The organism is Brachyspira aalborgi (assembly GCF_008016455.1).
GTDB lineage: Bacteria > Spirochaetota > Brachyspiria > Brachyspirales > Brachyspiraceae > Brachyspira > Brachyspira aalborgi.
Genome location: NZ_SAXU01000001.1, coordinates 120,731 through 136,827, shown reverse-complemented (window position 1 = coordinate 136,827; position 16,097 = coordinate 120,731). Strand labels below are relative to the sequence as shown.

Below are 16,097 nucleotides of genomic sequence, written 5' to 3'. Positions count from 1 at the left end.
ATTAATAATTATTCAACATAGCATATAAAACACCAAGTAAGTATTTCTGTATATCCTATTTGTCTAAACATTATTTTATATCCTAAATTCAAATTTTCTATCCATTTTTTTATTCTAAACATCTGTTTAAATGATACCCAATCATGATATCCAGCCACAAGCAATACGGGTTTATCATTCTTTATTATTTCTTCCGCTCCAATTAAAGCTTCCTCTTCAAATCCTTCTATATCTAATTTTATTAACCCTATTTTATTTTTTCTATCTTTAAAATAATCGTCAATTTTCACCACATCTACAGTATATGATTTATCTTCATCGCTTATACTTTTTTTGAAAGAACTACCAGCATCTATAAAATCATTAAATTGCAAATTTAATTTTGAATTTTCGTTTCCTATTCCCATATTTAAAATTTTAATATTATTTTTATTTTTATAGTTATTAATATTTCTCTTTGCAGTATTAAAATTTACAATATCTGGCTCAAAAGCATATACTTCTGAAAAATCATACTTACTAAAAAATATAGCGGTATCCCCGATATACCCCCCCCCCATCAATACATACAGTATTTTTAAATTTACTAATTATATATTTTGGTAAATATGATATGCCTCTTTTAAAATATAAAAGATAAAGTTTTATATAATCTATATTTCCAAATTCTTTCTTCAAATAATTATAAATTGATTCTTCATTAAAATATACTATTTCCTGCTCTTTGCTAAAAAATTTCAAAGAACTATTATCAAATATTAAATAAGGTATATCTATTCCATCGGGAGCGTATTTTATTTGATTCATAAAATATTCTAAATATTCCAAATCTTCATTATCCATACCTTTTTTAAACTCTTCCATCTCTTTCATAAACTCATCTGGAAATTTTCTATAATATTGGGCTAGCTTGGTTAAATACTCTCCATGACTTACATAAATTAATCCGTTTTTTCTACATTCTTCTTTTAATTTTAATCTTTTTTCTGCTATTTCTTGCTCTATAATTTTATAATTATTCAAAAGCATTTTATCTCTAACTCTATCTCTTATTTTCCTTGTAGGTATCCACCAAACTATTTTATCTATTCTTATTTCTGTTTTAGTTTTCATAAAATATACTCCTATATTTTTTAATTAAAGTCTTTAAATTTCTTTTATGCTTAATCCTATTATTTCATTTATAAGGTTAGCATCCATATTTTTTGATTTAATTTTTTTTGCCATAGAAATTCTTTCTTCTTCTCATTCTCTATTAAACATAATTTTTTATACTAATAATAATGCATTCTGCGCGTAATATTCTCGTATAATTTTCCCGTCTGAAGTAAATCTTTTATATTCTTCTATAGCTTCCAAATTTTTCGCTTCATTCCGAATAAATCGCTTAATTTTTTACTTCAATATTATCTTTACTATTTTTCATAAGAATATTATAACAAAAAATTATTTGTTTGTCAAGATATTATTTTTACAATCATATTAAAATTTAAAATCTGGAATATTTTTATCTTTTTCGCTCATTATTCTATTTTCGCATTTTGGCCATTTAATATTAAAAAGTTTATCGTCCCATCTTAAATATCCGTAAGCGTCTGGCATAAAAGCGGAACTTAAAAAATAAGACACCATTGAGTCGTCCTCTAAAGTTTGAAATCCATGAGCTACATACGGAGGAATATATAACATTTTTCCGTTTTCTTCGGATAATTCTACAGTAAAATATTTTCCATAAGTTGGCGAATCTTTTCTTATATCGGCTATTGCGTCAAATATCGCTCCTTTTATGCATCGAACAATTTTTATTTCGGCGTAAGGTTTCATTTGATAATGCATGCCTCGTAAAGTTCCTTTCTTTTTGTTATAATTTATATTTGCTTGAACTAAATTAAAATTCAAATTATATTTTTTCAATTCTTCATTGCAAAAAACTCTCAAAAAATACCCTCGCTCGTCTTCTATATAACTATTTTGAATTATATAAGCGCCTTCAATATTTGTTTTATCAATTTTCATGCTATTCTCTTTATTTATTTTTATTAAAAAACTATTTTAATAACTATATCAAGGTTTAAAATCTGGAATATTTTTATCTTTTTCGCTCATTATTCTATTTTCGCATTTTGGCCATTTAATATTAAAAAATTTATCATCCCATCTTAAATATCCGTAAGCGTTAGGAATAAAAGAAGCCCCTACAAAATAGCATATCATACTATCGTCTTCAAGAGTTTGTATTCCATGCGCTACATACGGCGGAATATATATCATTTTTCCATTTTCTTCGGATAATTCTACAGTAAAATGTTTTCCGTAAGTTGGCGAATCTTTTCTTATATCGGCTATAGCGTCAAATACCGCTCCCTTTATGCATCGAACAACTTTTATTTCACCATAAGGTTCTACTTGATAATGCATACCTCTTAAAGTTCCTTTTTTAGCGCTATAACTCATATTTGATTGTTTAACTTCAAAATCAATGCCAGCTTTTTTCAATTCGTCATTACAAAATAGCCTCAAAAAATATCCCCTTTCGTCTTCTATATAATTATTTTGAATTATATAAGCGCCTTCAATATTTGTTTTTTCTATATTCATGCCGCATACTCTCCATATTTTTGATAAAGAGGGTATTGACATTTATAAATATTAGTTGTAAAATATAAGCAATCAGTTAGGGAAATTCTCTTCTCTTCTCTTCTCTTCTCTTCTCTTCTCTTCTCTTCTCTTCTCTTCTCTTCTCTTCTCTTCTCTTCTCTTCTCTTCTCTTCTCTTCTCTTCTCTTCTCTTCTCTTCTCTTCTCTTCTCTTCTCTTCTCTTCTCTTCTCTTCTCTTCTCTTCTCTTCTCTTCTCTTCTCTTCTCTTCTCTTCTCTTCTCTTCTCTTCTCTTCTCTTCTCTTCTCTTCTCTTCTCTTCTCTTCTCTTCTCTTCTCTTCTCTTCTCTATTGCATTATTTTCTAAAAATATTTCAAAACATTTTTCAATATATTCAATCATTTTATCGTTAATAGCAGGATAAACTCCAATCCAAAAAGTATTATTCATTATAAAATCGGAGTTTTTCAAATCGCCAATAACTCTATAATTTCTGTCTTTCATATAAGGCTGTTTAATAATATTTCCCGCAAATAAAAGCCTCGTTCCTATTTTTTTATCATTTAAATATTTAACTATATCGTTTCTATTAAAAGGAGCATCCTCTCTAACGCTAATTAAAAAACCAAACCATGAAGGTTCGCTATTTTCTTGAGCTTCGGGTAGAATAAAATATTTTTCAAATCTTTTTAATTTATCTTTAATCTTGATAAAATTTTCTTTTCTTTTCTCTATAAATCCGTTCACTTTTTTAATCTGCGAATAACCTACTGACGCTTGCATATCGGTAATTTTTAAGTTATAACCCAAATGCGAATAAGTATATTTATGGTCGTATCCTTCGGGCAAACTACCAAGTTTTTGAGTAAATCTTTGTTTGCAAGTATTATCCTGTCCTGGAGGACAAAAACAGTCTCGTCCCCAATCTCTTATGCTTTCCATAGCTTTTTTAAGAATTGGATTATTCGTCATAACCGCTCCGCCTTCTCCCATAGTTATATGATGAGCGGGATAAAAACTTAAAGTGGCAATATCGCCAAATGTTCCCGTCTTTTTTCCGTTATATTTAGTTCCGAAAGCATCGCAACAATCTTCTATAAGCCATAGATTATATTTTTCGCATATCTTTTTTACTTTATCAATATTGAAAGGATTTCCCAAAGTATGAGCTAAAATAATAGCCTTACTTTTCTCGCTTATTGCTTTTTCTATTTCTTTAATATCGACATTATAAGTTTTAAGTTCCACATCTACAAATACGGGAATCAAATTATTTTGAAGAATCGGGTTAACAGTCGTAGGAAAGCCCGCCGCAACGGTTATAATTTCATCACCATATTTTAATGCTCTTTCTTTAAGCAAATGACTAGTTAAAGAAGAAACGGCGATTAAATTAGCCGAAGAACCAGAATTACAAGTCAACGCATATTTTAACCCGAAAAATTCTCTTAAACATTTTTCAAATTCATCGTTATATCTATAAGTAGTTAAATGAAAATCTAAAGCGCTATCGACTAAAGTAGTAATATCGTCTTCATCAAAAACTCTTCCCGAAACGGGAACTGCGCTTTTTCCTTCAATAAATTCTTTATTAGAATATTCTTCTTTCGCGAATTCTCTAACCAATTCTAAAATTTTCTCTCTGTTCATTATTTTTACCTCTATATTATAATTTTAAATTATTTTTCCCATTCTGGAGCGAATTGCTGATTAATTTGTATAAAAGACAATTCATTATTCCAATTTGCATGCGAAGATTGAAAACATCTTTTACATTCATTGCACATAGAATTTTTATCATTAACATTTTTCCTAAACTCTTGAAATTCATGCCCATTCCACATATCTTCAAAATTATCGTAATCTTCAAACTTCAAAAATTTAACCGCTGTCGACTGACAAGGACGAACAAAACCATCCGAAGCTAAAAAGAAATCTCTATATGCTACAAAACAATCTTTATGATATTTATCGCCAGCAATATCCTCGCCTTGAAGATACGGAAGTTTTAATTTTATATTCAACTTTTTAGCAAGCTCTTCGGTTTGCATATATATATATATGCAACCTTGTCTCGTTTATTATAAAGCGTTTCATTTAACAAATTTTTTGTAAATACGGTTAAATAAACTCCTTTTACCTCCTGCAATCCTATTTGGGATGCAAGAGAGACTAAATCTGGAAGTTCTTCTATATTTGAATCCATCAATGTCATAACGAAATTCATATAAGGATAATCCAAATTCCTTTCTCTTTTTTGTTTTACTATTTCTTTTATATTTTTAATTATAAAATCAAAATTACCGCCAAATCTTATTCTATCGTTCGTTTCGGGTTTTGCTCCGTCCAAACTTATAGCCATAATATCGACTTTATAATCAAATAAAGCGTCTTTTATTTTATTTAATCTCATTCCGTTTGTAACAAAATATTTTCTTACGGGAAAATCGTTTAAATATTTTAATATGTCTATGAATTGAGGATGCATAGTCGGTTCGCCCCATCCAAAAAGAGTGACTTCTTCTACTATATTAAGTAAATATTCAAGTTTTTTTAAATAATCCAATTTGAAAACCGTAGGCGCAAATTCGGCTTCATCCCTTCCGCACATAATGCATCTTAAATTGCATGCATTAGTTAATTCTAATACCAACCTTTGAGGATAAGATTTTAATATTGTGGATTTATTATCCATTTCTTCTTTATTTAATTTTGTATTATCTTTTTGTCTTTGAGTTAATTCTCTTGTTTGTAATAATTCTTTAGTTTTAGCTCTTATTATCATAATGTTTTCCTTTTTTAATTCATTCGTATATTTTCTATTTTAAGAACTCAATTAAAGTTTTTCTACTTCATTAATCGGTAAACCTGTGGCTTTACTTATAGATTCATTATCCATATTCATTTGTTTTAAGGTTTTAGCTATTGAATATTTTTCGTCCTTTATACCTTCTTTTCTACCTTCTTGTCTTTCTTCTTTAAGCGTTATTTGTTTATCGTATTGATAAATTTCTTTTTTCTCATACTCGCTCATCATTAATCGACTTCTAATAAAATTATTATATCGTTTATGCGCCTCTTCCATTATAGGTTTTTCTTTTACTATCTCTGACATATATTCCTCCATATCTTTTGTAGTGAAAAATCCAAGCCAATAATTTAAATCCTTTTTTAAATCATTATCTTTGAATTTGAATTTTTTTAATTCTATTATATGTATTTGCAAGTGGTCTGTTAATAATTTCTCGCTTTTTGTATCGTAAATCATATAGCAACTATGCACATTTTTATCATTTTTATTAAGATTAAAATTAAGAAGATTGATACTTATTACAGGCGTTAAGTCTTCATACTCTTCGCCTTTCTTTAAAAGTTTACTATAATTTGCAGACCAATAATAAAGTATTCTTTCTGGAAATCTTGAATTACCCGATAATTGAACTTCGATAATTACAACCGTTCCATTTTTTGTAATGCATTTTACATCAACGATTGTCTCTTTATCATTGTAATGCTTTTTAAGATTAAACGGATTAAGAATTTCAACCGCTTTAAAAGTTTTCATGTCTGCACTAATCATAACGGCGTTTATAAAATCAAGTAAAACTTTCTCGCCTCCTTTATCAGTAAAGAAATACCGAACAAAACAATCATTTAATGCATTAAAAGGTTTATTCATTTATACTCTCATTTTTTTAATATGATTATATTTTATAATAATTATTTTATTTTTCAATAATAAAAACTATTTGTATAATCTTTAATCTGTTTATCAGTTATATCTTTATTATTCAAATATTCTCTATACCATAAAGCGGTTTGTTTTACGGCTTCTTCCGTGTCAAATTTTTCTTCCCATAATAATTCTTTTCTTGCCAAAGAAGAATCTAAACGCAATATATTCATTTCTTTTTTATTCGTATTTTGAGATTTTATTTTATAATTTCCTTTGCCTATATTGTCTATAAAAACTTTAGTTATATATTCAACGGTTTGTTTATTGTCTATTGGAGCAAAATTATAACTTGGCAATTCTCCGTTTTTATTTGCAGAAATATTTTTATTATTTTCAATCAGATTATATGCAAGCAGTAAATAACCGTTTAAAACATCCAAAACATGCTGCCAAGGGCGAACGCTATTTGGATTTCTCAATTCAACAGATTCGTTTCTTTCAATCGCTCTCACTATATCGGGAATTATTCTATCTCTTGCAAAATCGCCTCCGCCAATAACATTTCCCGCTCTTGCCGTAGCTATATTCAAATTTTCAAAAAAACTTTTCTTATAACTTTTTATTGCTAATTCTGCGCATGCTTTTGAAGAAGAATAAGGGTCGTTTCCTCCTAAAGAATCGTTTTCTCTATAACCCCAAACCCATTCCTTATTATCGTAAACTTTATCGGTGGTTATCATTATCGCGCATTCCAAATTATTTAATTTTCTTAAAGCTTCAAGTATATTAATCGTTCCTATTATATTTGTTTCAAAAGTATAAACGGGATTATTATAACTTTCTATTACCAAAGGCTGAGCTGCCAAATGAAAAATAATATCGGGATTTATTTCTTTTACAATATTCTCAATATTTTTTAATTTTCTAATATCGCATATATGAGATTCTACTTCGTTATCGAGTTTAAGCAAATTATATAAAGAGACTTTTTCGGCTTGTAAAGATATTCCGCTTACTTTAGAGCCTAATTCCAATAATAATTTACAAAGCCAAGAACCTTTAAATCCCGTATGTCCCGTAATTAGAATTTTTTTATTCTTAAAAACTTCGATTATATTCTTCATTTTTATTTCCATAATTTCCAAGGAGCTTTATTGTCGTTCCACATCTCTTCAAGTAAAGCTTTCTCTCTTTGATTATCCATACATTGCCAAAAACCTTCATGCTTAAAAGCCATTAATTGATTATTTTTAGATAATTCTCTTAAAGGTTTTTGTTCAAATATTGTAGAATCGTCTTCCAAATAATTAAAAATTTCTTTATTCAATACGAAAAATCCGCCGTTTATATAAGCGTTATCTCCTCTTGGTTTTTCAACAAAATCTACAACCATATCGTTTTTATTAATACTTATTGCGCCATATTTTGCTGGAGGAAATACCGCTCCAATAGTGGCTATTTTTCCATGTTTTTTATGGAATTTTATTTCTTCTTTAACATTTATATTTGAAACTCCGTCTCCGTAAGTTAAACAAAAAGTATCTTCATCTTTCAAATATTCAAAAGCTCTTTTTAATCTTCCGCCTGTCATACTATTTTCTCCTGTATCGACAAGTTCTATTTTCCATTTTTCTTCTTCAATTTTGCTTCTTCTCAATATTTCAGATTTATTTTTCTTAAAATCGAGCCGCATATCGAATAAATGTCTTCTGTAATTGTCAAAAAATTCTTTTATCATATAACCTTTATATCCGAGCAGAATCACAAAATCGTTAATTCCGTAATACGAATAGATTTTCATTACATGCCAAATTATTGGGCGTCCTCCAATTTCAACTAATGGTTTTGGACGAATAGCAGTTTCTTCTCCGAGTCTTGTTCCAAGCCCGCCTGAAAGTATTACAGTTTTCATTTGTTTCTTTCCTTGATTATTAATTATTTAATTCCAAAGTTCTTTCAATATTCAAATTAAAGTCGGCTAAATATCCAATTCTATTTTTATAGCCTAAATTTTGTAAAACTATTAGAGCAATAATTGTAAGAATTACAAAAGGAATGTAAATTTTTAGAAATAAATTTTTATTTTTAGATTTCATAGAGTTATCTCCTTAAAAGTTAATTTTTGTGAACGCAAGAGAAAGCGTTTAAATGTTTCAAATAATTCTTTAATTCTGCAATGAAAAAATCGCCAATAATTATAATAATGGCTTGTATTGTATTGTATTGTATTGTATTGTATTGTATTGTATTGTAGAATTTACATCCGCTCATTTTTCATGCTCTCCTTTTTCGACAATTACAATCAATTTTTTTAATATTATACATTTTTTATAAAAATTGTAAAGCAATATAATTTACACTTAACAATTACTTTAAAAGAATTATAACATATTAATAAAAAATGTCAAGCATTAAAACAAATAAAAAATTATATAAAATATGCAGTTTTTATATAAATCAAATATTTATTAATTTATCTATCAAAAAGTATTTTATTAATTTCTATTTTAAGACAATAATAATTTATCGCTTAAAGCGTTTTCTTCATTTTCAAATTTTTTAAGTAAATCGGAAATTTCTAAAGATTTTTTCTCTTCTCCCGAAACATCGTAAATAATTCGTCCGTCATTCATCATTATAAGTCTATTTCCATAATGAATAGCGTCTTTAATATTATGAGTAACCATAAAAGCGGTTAGTTTGTCTTCGCTTATTATCTCTTCGGTAAGTTCAAGAACTCTTTTTGCAGTTTTTGGGTCCAAAGCCGCCGTATGTTCATCAAGCAAAAGTAGTCGTGGTTTTTTCAAAGTTGCCATTAATAAAGTTAATGCCTGCCTCTGTCCTCCCGATAAAAGCCCGACTTTAGAATTTAATCTTTTTTCCAAACCTAAATCGAGCCTTTTTAATTTTTCAATATATTCGCTTCTCTCCGCTCTAGTTATTCCCCATTTTAAAGTTCTTGGATTTCCCTTTCTTTTTGCAAGCGCAAGATTTTCTTCTATTCCCATATTTGAAGCCGTTCCTGTCATTGGGTCTTGAAATACTCTTCCAAAAAGTCCCGCTCTTGTATGTTCTTTTTTATAGGTAATATCTATATCGTCTAAAAGTATTCTTCCATAATCCGCTTCATAAACTCCCGCTATTAAATTTAAAAGCGTAGATTTTCCCGCTCCATTTCCGCCGATAACCGTAACAAAATCGCCTTCGTTTAATTTTAAATCAACTCCGTTAATGGCTTTTTTTTCGGTTATAGTGCCTCTATTAAATGTTTTATATATTTCTTTTAATTCGAGCATAAATTATCCTTTTCTTTTAGGGCTTAATATTTTATTGGCTTTTTTATTAAGCATGGGAACTGAAAGCGCTATTGCCACTATTATCGCCGTAAGAAGTTTTAAATCCGTAGCTTTTAAACCTAATTGAAGAACTATCGCTATTATTATTCTATAAATTATAGAACCCATTACAATAGAAGATAATTTATATAAAAAATTAAATCTATTACCAAAAATAACCTCTCCTATAATAACCGATGCAAGTCCAATAACTATAGTTCCCGTTCCCATTCCGACATCGGCATATCCCTGACTTTGAGTAACTAAAGCGCCCGAAAGAGAAACTAAAGCGTTTGAAATCATAAGCCCGATTGTTTTCATTACATTAGTATCAACGCCTAAAGCTCTAATCATTTTTTCGTTATTTCCCGTTGCCCTTATTGCGCATCCCATTTCAGTGCCAAAAAACCAATACATAATAAGAACTATAAATACGGAAAATACAAAACCAACTAATAAATCGGATACGACTTTACTTAAAGAAAGAATATTTTGAATAATAGTCAATGAAGTTGCCATTCCCAAAAGCGGTATATTAGGTCTTCCTCCCATAACTCTTATATTAATAGAATATAAAGCTATCATTGTTAAAATGCCCGCTAATATTCCGGGAATTTGCAATTTTGTATTCAATATTCCCGTAGCAAGTCCAGCCAAAGAACCAGCTAAAAAAGAAAAAAATAAAGTTATAAAAGGATTCATGCCGTTTGATATTAATATCGCGCTTACCGCTCCGCCCAAAGCGAAACTTCCGTCAACGGTTAAATCAGGAAAATCTAAAACCTTAAAAGTTATATAAACTCCAAGCGTCATTATTCCCCAAATTATTCCTTGAGAAGCCGCTCCTTGAATGGCAAGATAAATTCCTTCTAACATTAATTAATATCCTTTAATATCAAATTAAACTAATTATTTATTATATAGAGATTCTGGTATAGTTAAGCCTATAGATTCTATCATATTTGTATTAACAACCAAATCAAATTTTTGCAAATATTCTATCGGCATTTCGGCAGTTTTTTTATCTCCTTTCAATATTGAAACCGCTTGAGTTGAAGTTAATTTTCCAAGTTCATAATAATTTATTCCGTAAGTTGCAGTTCCGCCAAGCATAGTCATTCCACCTTCTCCGCAAATAACGGGAAGTTTGGCAGGCTCTGTCATTAAAGCTACGGTAGCCATTCCATTTGCAATCATATTATCTGTAGGAGTATAAATCGCTTCAACCTTTCCTATAACATTTTGTATAACCTGCTGAATTTCATTAAGGTTTGAAATTGCAATATCTATATATTTTATTCCCATAGAGTCTAATTTTTTCTTCGCTATATTTATTTGAAATACCGAATTCTGTTCGCTTGAACAATATAAAAGTCCTACGGTTTTTACATTAGGTATTATTTCTTTTAATAATTCTATTTGAGCTTCTACGGGAGTCAAATCCGAAGTTCCTGTAACATTTCCGCCTGGAGCGTTATTATCCGCAACCAATTTAGAATCTGCAGGGTCTGTAACGGCGGTTATTAATATCGGTATATCTTTAGTCATATTCGCTATAGCTTGAGCCGCTGGAGTCGCTATCGCTAATATTAAATCGCTTTTATCGTTAATAAACTTTTGTCCTATAGTAATGCAATTTGCCTGTTCGCCTTGAGCATTCTGATAATCTATTATTATATTTTTTCCGTCTTCATAGCCCGCTTCTTTAAGTCCGTCAACAAAACCTTTATATGCAGAATCAAGCGCGTTATGCTCTATTAACTGCAAAACTCCTATCTTTATTTGACTTGTCTTCTTACATGATAATAATGAAAGAATAATAAATAAGTAATAAATGTATTTCATATAATACTCCAAAATTATAAAGTTATATTAAGAAGTTATTATACTATATAAAGAATTATTGTCAATTATTTAATATAAAAAATTATCAAAAAATTATTAAATAATAAGTTTTTTATTATTGATTTTGTTAAAAAAAATAATATAATTACTTAATAATTAAAATAAAGAAGGAGTTTATATGTCAAGTTTGAGCGATAAGGAAATAAATGTCACTCTATCGAAAATTAGAAACGAATATGAAGAGGGAGCTAAAAAATACGGAAATAAAATTTATAATATCGAAAGCTTTAACGATAGATATAGAGAGGCTTTGCAAAATAGACAAGATTTATCAAATTATTTGCTTCTTGAAATAAATATATTGGAAGATATAAAAAATAGATTGAGAGAGAGAGAATTAGAAAAGGAAAGAAAAGAAGCGGAAGAAAAAAAAGCTAAAGAAAATTCTTTTATGAATAAAGTCGACAGTATGATAGAAAAATTTAGAAGCGCCATTGAAAAATATCCTTCGGAATATATTCATCCTAAAGCCGAAGAAGAGATATCTCATTTATACGGAGCTTTTAAGGAATTATATAATTGTTTTTGCGTTATAAGATATTTTTCATGCGGTCCTGCGGGCGATTATGTCGTTGAAACTGCAATAAAAGATTATGATAATAAATTTCAACCGTTTGTTATGCCTGTTGGAGAAAGTAAAGTTCCTCAAATATTTTCAGATTATGTATTCGCTTTAGAAAAAGGAGAAGGAGCAAACAGGTCGGAGCAATTTATTCTTAAAGAGTCGGGATTTTTCTTGCATTCTTTTATTGACAAAATGGACAGCATAAAAGCGATAGCGTTAAAAAAGACTTTTGATAATCAAATAATACTTCCCGAATCTTTAAGTTCAGAATCGCCAAGAGTATTTTCTTTTTTTAAGGGAAAAAACAAAGAAGAAATATATAACGCTACTTTAATTTACGCTTCGGCTATGATAAACGATTTTAGATTGCAAAGTTTTAGAAAAGATGAAAATTAAAATTATTTTTATTTTATTAGAATTATTAATATTCAATTTATTATTGTATTCGGAAGATTTTATATATAATAAAACAAATATAGAAAACGCTTACAAATATTATAATTCTAAAAATTATATTAAAGCGGCGGAATTATTTGAATACGAAATAAATAATTCTCCTATTTTAAAAATAGAATATTTTGAAATTCTTGCTAATATTTATATGTATCGGGAAGATTATAATAATATGTTGAGAGTCGCAAGAAACGGAATAATTATAAATAGATTTTCGCCGAAATTATATTTTCAAAAAGGATACGCTTTATATAAATTAGCAAAGACAAACGAAGCTATAGAATCAATAAGGTATTCTGTCGATTTAAATCCAAATGACGCTTATGTTAATAATTATTTAGGGCTTTTATATTTATACACAGAAAATTATAAATTGGCGGAAGCTTCTTTTTTAAAAGCAAATATTTATAATCCGAATAATATCGTATATATGGTTAATCTTGCCGCAACTTATGAGAGAGATAAAAATTATAATTCCGCTCTTCAGATTTACGAAGATGTTTATAAATTGGATAAAAATTATAAAGATGTGGCGGGTTCTATATTAAGAGTAAAAACTTTATTAGGTTTTGCGGAAAATCCTCAAAATCAGAATATTAATAAAAATTTTGAATATAATGAAGATATGGAAGTAAAGCCGATAGGAAGCAAAAATTATACAAATAATGCAAATACAAATAGATAATATATTTTTGGAAATATTATGCATACTATAGAAAATATATTAAACGAATATTCTAAAAGAAATATTAATTTATTCGCTTATCTTAAAATCGCTCAAAAGTGGAATATAATAATTGGCGAGACGCTTTCTAAAATTTGTTATCCTTCTTTTTATAAAAATGGAATTTTAACTTTAACGGTTGCGGACTCCGTTTGGGCTAATGAAATTTCAATGAATAGACTAAATATTTTTAAGAATATAAAAAAAGAAACGGATATAATAGTATCGGAATTAAGAACGAGAGTTGGAGAAATAGAAAACGAAGAAAATAATAATTCTATTGATAAAAATATTTATGATAATCAAAATATTTCTAAAAATGAAATAAGCGAAAAACATAAAAATTGGATTTTAGAAGTTATAAAAGAATCGAATATAGACGATAAAAAAATTGAAGAGATATTTTATAGAATTTTAGAAAATGTAAAAGAGGATAAAGATGCTAATTGACGATAAAATAATAAAAAAATTAGTATCCGAATATAAAACTGCAAGAAGCGTTATAACTTTTAAAGAAATTGTAAATCATTTGTCGAAATATATTTATAATTATGCAAGAAAAGTTTTCGGAGTAAATCATGAAATCGCAATGGATTTTTATTTATATTATATTGAAAGAATAGAAAATATTTTATTAAAGTATAATGAAACTGAAACAAAATTTATAACTTGGTTTACATATACTTTAAGAAACGGATATTTAAATTATATCGATTATAAAAAGAGAAAAGAAAAATATAAAAAAACTGAAATCTCTATAGACGCTCCTTTATGCGATAGAGAAGCATTAACATTGCATGATGTTTTATACGATACAAAAAAATATTCCGTTTATTCTATTGACGATATTGATAACGACAATATAGAAGAGATATCTTTGAAAATATTTAATTGTATAGAAAATATATTTACAGAAAGAGACTCTTTAATTTTTTTCATTCATAATTTGGAATTATTTATAAATCTTATAACAAAATCTTTAATGAAATATTTTAATATAAATTACGAAGAAGCTTATTCTATAATAGAAAAAGCGAGAGCGACTTATATTTATAAATATAACGATATAATTAAACTTCAAGATTCTATAGCGAAAATAAATTTGAAAATTTCGGAATATAAAAGCAAAGGGCTTTGGACGGTTCATTTGGCAAGCAAAAAGCAGAATAGAATAAAAAAACTTCAGGCAATAAAACTTAATGTTCCGCATTCTTTTATAGCGAAACTTTTTAATATAAGCGTTAATGCGATTACAAAAATTATAAATAAAATAAAAAAATATTTAAAAGAAAATTTTAAATACAATTTTAATAATTAAAGGAGTTTTTTATGATTAATAAAAAATACGAAGAAGAGATTATAAAATATCTTGACGGAATCAAAGTATCCGAAGAATTTTTAGACGAACTTGAAAATAATTTGGAACTTCAAATGAGAGTAAATAATTTGAAGTCCGATTTATTTATTATGAAAAATATTAAAGATTCTGAAATATTTGATATAACGGAAAAAGAATCTGAAATAAATATAAAAAATAATATAGTGGAATCTATGGCTTTTTTCTCAAAAATAAAACCGCTTGAAGCAAGAGGAGATAAAGATAACGAAATATATATTTTTAATAATATAGAAATTAGTAAAAACGACAATGAATATTATTTAAATATTAGAGATATAAAAAATTACTGCGTTATAGAATTTAATAAAGAAAAAATAGTAAATATATCTGGAGAGAAAAATAATTATTCTATGGAATTAAAAAAAGGAAAATATAATATTAAAGTCGATAATATTCAATCTAAAATAAATATAGAATAATTTTAAGGATTTATATGAAAGGAATATGCAAATGGGCAAAAAGCGAAATTGAAATAAAATATCATAATGAAGAATGGTGCAGAGTTTGTCATGACGAAAAAAGATTATTTGAAATGCTTATACTCGAAGGAATGCAGGCTGGTTTAAATTGGAAATGTATTTTAGATAAAAGAGAAAATATGCGAAAAGCATTCGACAATTTTAATTATAAAAAAATATCTAAATACGATTCTAAAAAAATGGAAGAGCTTTTGAATAATAAAGAAATAATTAGAAATAGAAGAAAGTTGGAAGCTTTAATAATAAACGCTAATAAATTTATTGAAGTTCAAAAAGAATTTGGAAGTTTCGATAAATATATTTGGAGTTTTACGAAAGGCAAAAGAATAAATAATAAATTAAAATCGACTGACAATCTGCCCGCAAGAAACGAATTATCCGATTTAATAAGCAAAGATTTAATTAAAAGAGGATTTAAATTTACGGGAAGCGTTATAATTTATAGTTATTTGCAAGGAATAGGGATAATTAACGACCATACTATAAATTGTAGGTTTTATAATAAAAAATAGATTGGACTTATAAAGCCGTGCATACCAATTACTCAATATGTCGTTAAACTCAATTTATAAATCCAACCTATACTTAATATAATAAATTAATTAATAAAAGTCAAGAGTTAATAAAATAAAGGTTGGATATTGTATGGCACTAACACATACCGATTACTCAATATGCAGTTAAAAACTCCAAATACATATCCAACCCGTTTATAGTATAATCAATTATTTTCTAAAAGTCAAAGTGGTAATAATGAAAGATAGGACTATAAGCCGCACAGTCTACAACAATTACTCATTGTAGCGTTATGTCTCAAAGCTTAAATCCTATCTACCTAAAGTATAATCAATTATTTAAAAAAAACAAGTATTTTTTATTTATTTTTAATATTTAAGAATTATTAAATGCAAAATAATGAATTACAATATTTTTGACATTACTATAAAATATGGTATTATATTAAAT

Annotated in this window: 21 protein-coding genes; 6 read left to right on the top strand and 15 right to left on the bottom strand. The window is 27.5% G+C overall.

Features of this window, described 5'->3' with window-relative positions; translation table 11 throughout:
- Nucleotides 1–8: 8 nt before the first annotated feature.
- The 15 genes from EPJ79_RS00685 to EPJ79_RS00630 form a co-directional block, all read right to left on the bottom strand.
- Complete coding sequence (locus tag EPJ79_RS00685; protein WP_147738056.1) at nt 9–560, bottom strand: FkbM family methyltransferase; 552 nt, start codon at nt 558–560, stop codon at nt 9–11.
- On the bottom strand, nt 520–1,113 hold the full coding sequence (locus tag EPJ79_RS00680) for a hypothetical protein (protein WP_147738055.1): 594 nt from the start codon (nt 1,111–1,113) through the stop codon (nt 520–522). The genes EPJ79_RS00685 and EPJ79_RS00680 overlap by 41 nt, the downstream gene beginning before the upstream one ends.
- 369 nt (nt 1,114–1,482) lie before the next feature.
- Nucleotides 1,483–2,016, bottom strand: coding sequence for a dTDP-4-dehydrorhamnose 3,5-epimerase (rfbC, locus tag EPJ79_RS00675; protein ID WP_147738054.1), 534 nt, complete (start codon nt 2,014–2,016; stop codon nt 1,483–1,485).
- A gap of 48 nt (nt 2,017–2,064) precedes the next feature.
- On the bottom strand, nt 2,065–2,598 hold the full coding sequence (gene rfbC, locus EPJ79_RS00670; RefSeq protein ID WP_147738053.1) for a dTDP-4-dehydrorhamnose 3,5-epimerase: 534 nt from the start codon (nt 2,596–2,598) through the stop codon (nt 2,065–2,067).
- 72 nt (nt 2,599–2,670) lie between these two features.
- Nucleotides 2,671–4,245, bottom strand: coding sequence for a lipopolysaccharide biosynthesis protein RfbH (gene rfbH / locus EPJ79_RS00665; protein ID WP_244289036.1), 1,575 nt, complete (start codon nt 4,243–4,245; stop codon nt 2,671–2,673).
- 29 nt (nt 4,246–4,274) lie between these two features.
- On the bottom strand, nt 4,275–4,646 hold the full coding sequence (locus tag EPJ79_RS11695) for an SPASM domain-containing protein (RefSeq protein ID WP_208745250.1): 372 nt from the start codon (nt 4,644–4,646) through the stop codon (nt 4,275–4,277).
- Nucleotides 4,616–5,380 (bottom strand): radical SAM protein, encoded by a 765-nt coding sequence (locus EPJ79_RS00660; protein ID WP_208745249.1) that lies wholly within the window; start codon nt 5,378–5,380, stop codon nt 4,616–4,618. Before EPJ79_RS00660 ends, EPJ79_RS11695 begins: the two co-directional genes overlap by 31 nt.
- A 51-nt stretch (nt 5,381–5,431) precedes the next feature.
- Entirely contained in the window at nt 5,432–6,274 is an 843-nt protein-coding gene (locus EPJ79_RS00655; protein ID WP_147738052.1) for an Rpn family recombination-promoting nuclease/putative transposase, read from the bottom strand.
- Nucleotides 6,275–6,327: 53 nt separating this feature from the next.
- The gene (rfbG, locus tag EPJ79_RS00650) at nt 6,328–7,395 is read right to left on the bottom strand and encodes a CDP-glucose 4,6-dehydratase (protein WP_147738051.1); all 1,068 of its coding nucleotides are present in this window, start codon (nt 7,393–7,395) and stop codon (nt 6,328–6,330) included.
- A 2-nt stretch (nt 7,396–7,397) separates the two neighbouring features.
- Nucleotides 7,398–8,183, bottom strand: coding sequence for a glucose-1-phosphate cytidylyltransferase (gene rfbF / locus EPJ79_RS00645; RefSeq protein ID WP_147738050.1), 786 nt, complete (start codon nt 8,181–8,183; stop codon nt 7,398–7,400).
- A gap of 19 nt (nt 8,184–8,202) precedes the next feature.
- The gene (locus EPJ79_RS11470) at nt 8,203–8,367 is read right to left on the bottom strand and encodes a hypothetical protein (RefSeq protein WP_158634339.1); all 165 of its coding nucleotides are present in this window, start codon (nt 8,365–8,367) and stop codon (nt 8,203–8,205) included.
- 19 nt (nt 8,368–8,386) lie between these two features.
- Nucleotides 8,387–8,542, bottom strand: a complete 156-nt coding sequence (locus tag EPJ79_RS11465; RefSeq protein WP_158634338.1) for a hypothetical protein — start codon at nt 8,540–8,542, stop codon at nt 8,387–8,389.
- Nucleotides 8,543–8,778: 236 nt separating this feature from the next.
- Nucleotides 8,779–9,567: an ABC transporter ATP-binding protein gene (locus EPJ79_RS00640; protein ID WP_021958073.1), complete on the bottom strand. Its 789-nt coding sequence runs from the start codon at nt 9,565–9,567 to the stop codon at nt 8,779–8,781.
- 3 nt (nt 9,568–9,570) lie between these two features.
- Entirely contained in the window at nt 9,571–10,482 is a 912-nt protein-coding gene (locus EPJ79_RS00635; protein ID WP_147738049.1) for an ABC transporter permease, read from the bottom strand.
- A 33-nt stretch (nt 10,483–10,515) separates the two neighbouring features.
- Nucleotides 10,516–11,451, bottom strand: a complete 936-nt coding sequence (locus EPJ79_RS00630; RefSeq protein WP_147738048.1) for an ABC transporter substrate-binding protein — start codon at nt 11,449–11,451, stop codon at nt 10,516–10,518.
- Between the two features lie 178 nt (nt 11,452–11,629).
- On the opposite strand from EPJ79_RS00630, the gene EPJ79_RS00625 reads away from it, so the two are divergent.
- The 6 genes from EPJ79_RS00625 to EPJ79_RS00600 are packed head-to-tail and all read left to right on the top strand — an operon-like array spanning nt 11,630 to nt 15,643.
- Nucleotides 11,630–12,472, top strand: a complete 843-nt coding sequence (locus EPJ79_RS00625; RefSeq protein ID WP_021958700.1) for a hypothetical protein — start codon at nt 11,630–11,632, stop codon at nt 12,470–12,472.
- A complete protein-coding gene (locus EPJ79_RS00620) occupies nt 12,462–13,214 on the top strand; it encodes a tetratricopeptide repeat protein (protein WP_147527781.1) in 753 nt (250 codons plus the stop codon). The genes EPJ79_RS00625 and EPJ79_RS00620 overlap by 11 nt, the downstream gene beginning before the upstream one ends.
- Before the next feature lie 18 nt (nt 13,215–13,232).
- Nucleotides 13,233–13,703: a DciA family protein gene (locus EPJ79_RS00615; protein WP_147560256.1), complete on the top strand. Its 471-nt coding sequence runs from the start codon at nt 13,233–13,235 to the stop codon at nt 13,701–13,703.
- A complete protein-coding gene (locus EPJ79_RS00610; protein WP_147738047.1) occupies nt 13,693–14,571 on the top strand; it encodes an RNA polymerase subunit sigma in 879 nt (292 codons plus the stop codon). The genes EPJ79_RS00615 and EPJ79_RS00610 overlap by 11 nt, the downstream gene beginning before the upstream one ends.
- An 11-nt stretch (nt 14,572–14,582) precedes the next feature.
- On the top strand, nt 14,583–15,071 hold the full coding sequence (locus EPJ79_RS00605; RefSeq protein ID WP_021958696.1) for a hypothetical protein: 489 nt from the start codon (nt 14,583–14,585) through the stop codon (nt 15,069–15,071).
- Between the two features lie 14 nt (nt 15,072–15,085).
- Entirely contained in the window at nt 15,086–15,643 is a 558-nt protein-coding gene (locus EPJ79_RS00600) for a DNA-3-methyladenine glycosylase I (RefSeq protein ID WP_147738046.1), read from the top strand.
- Nucleotides 15,644–16,097: the final 454 nt, after the last annotated feature.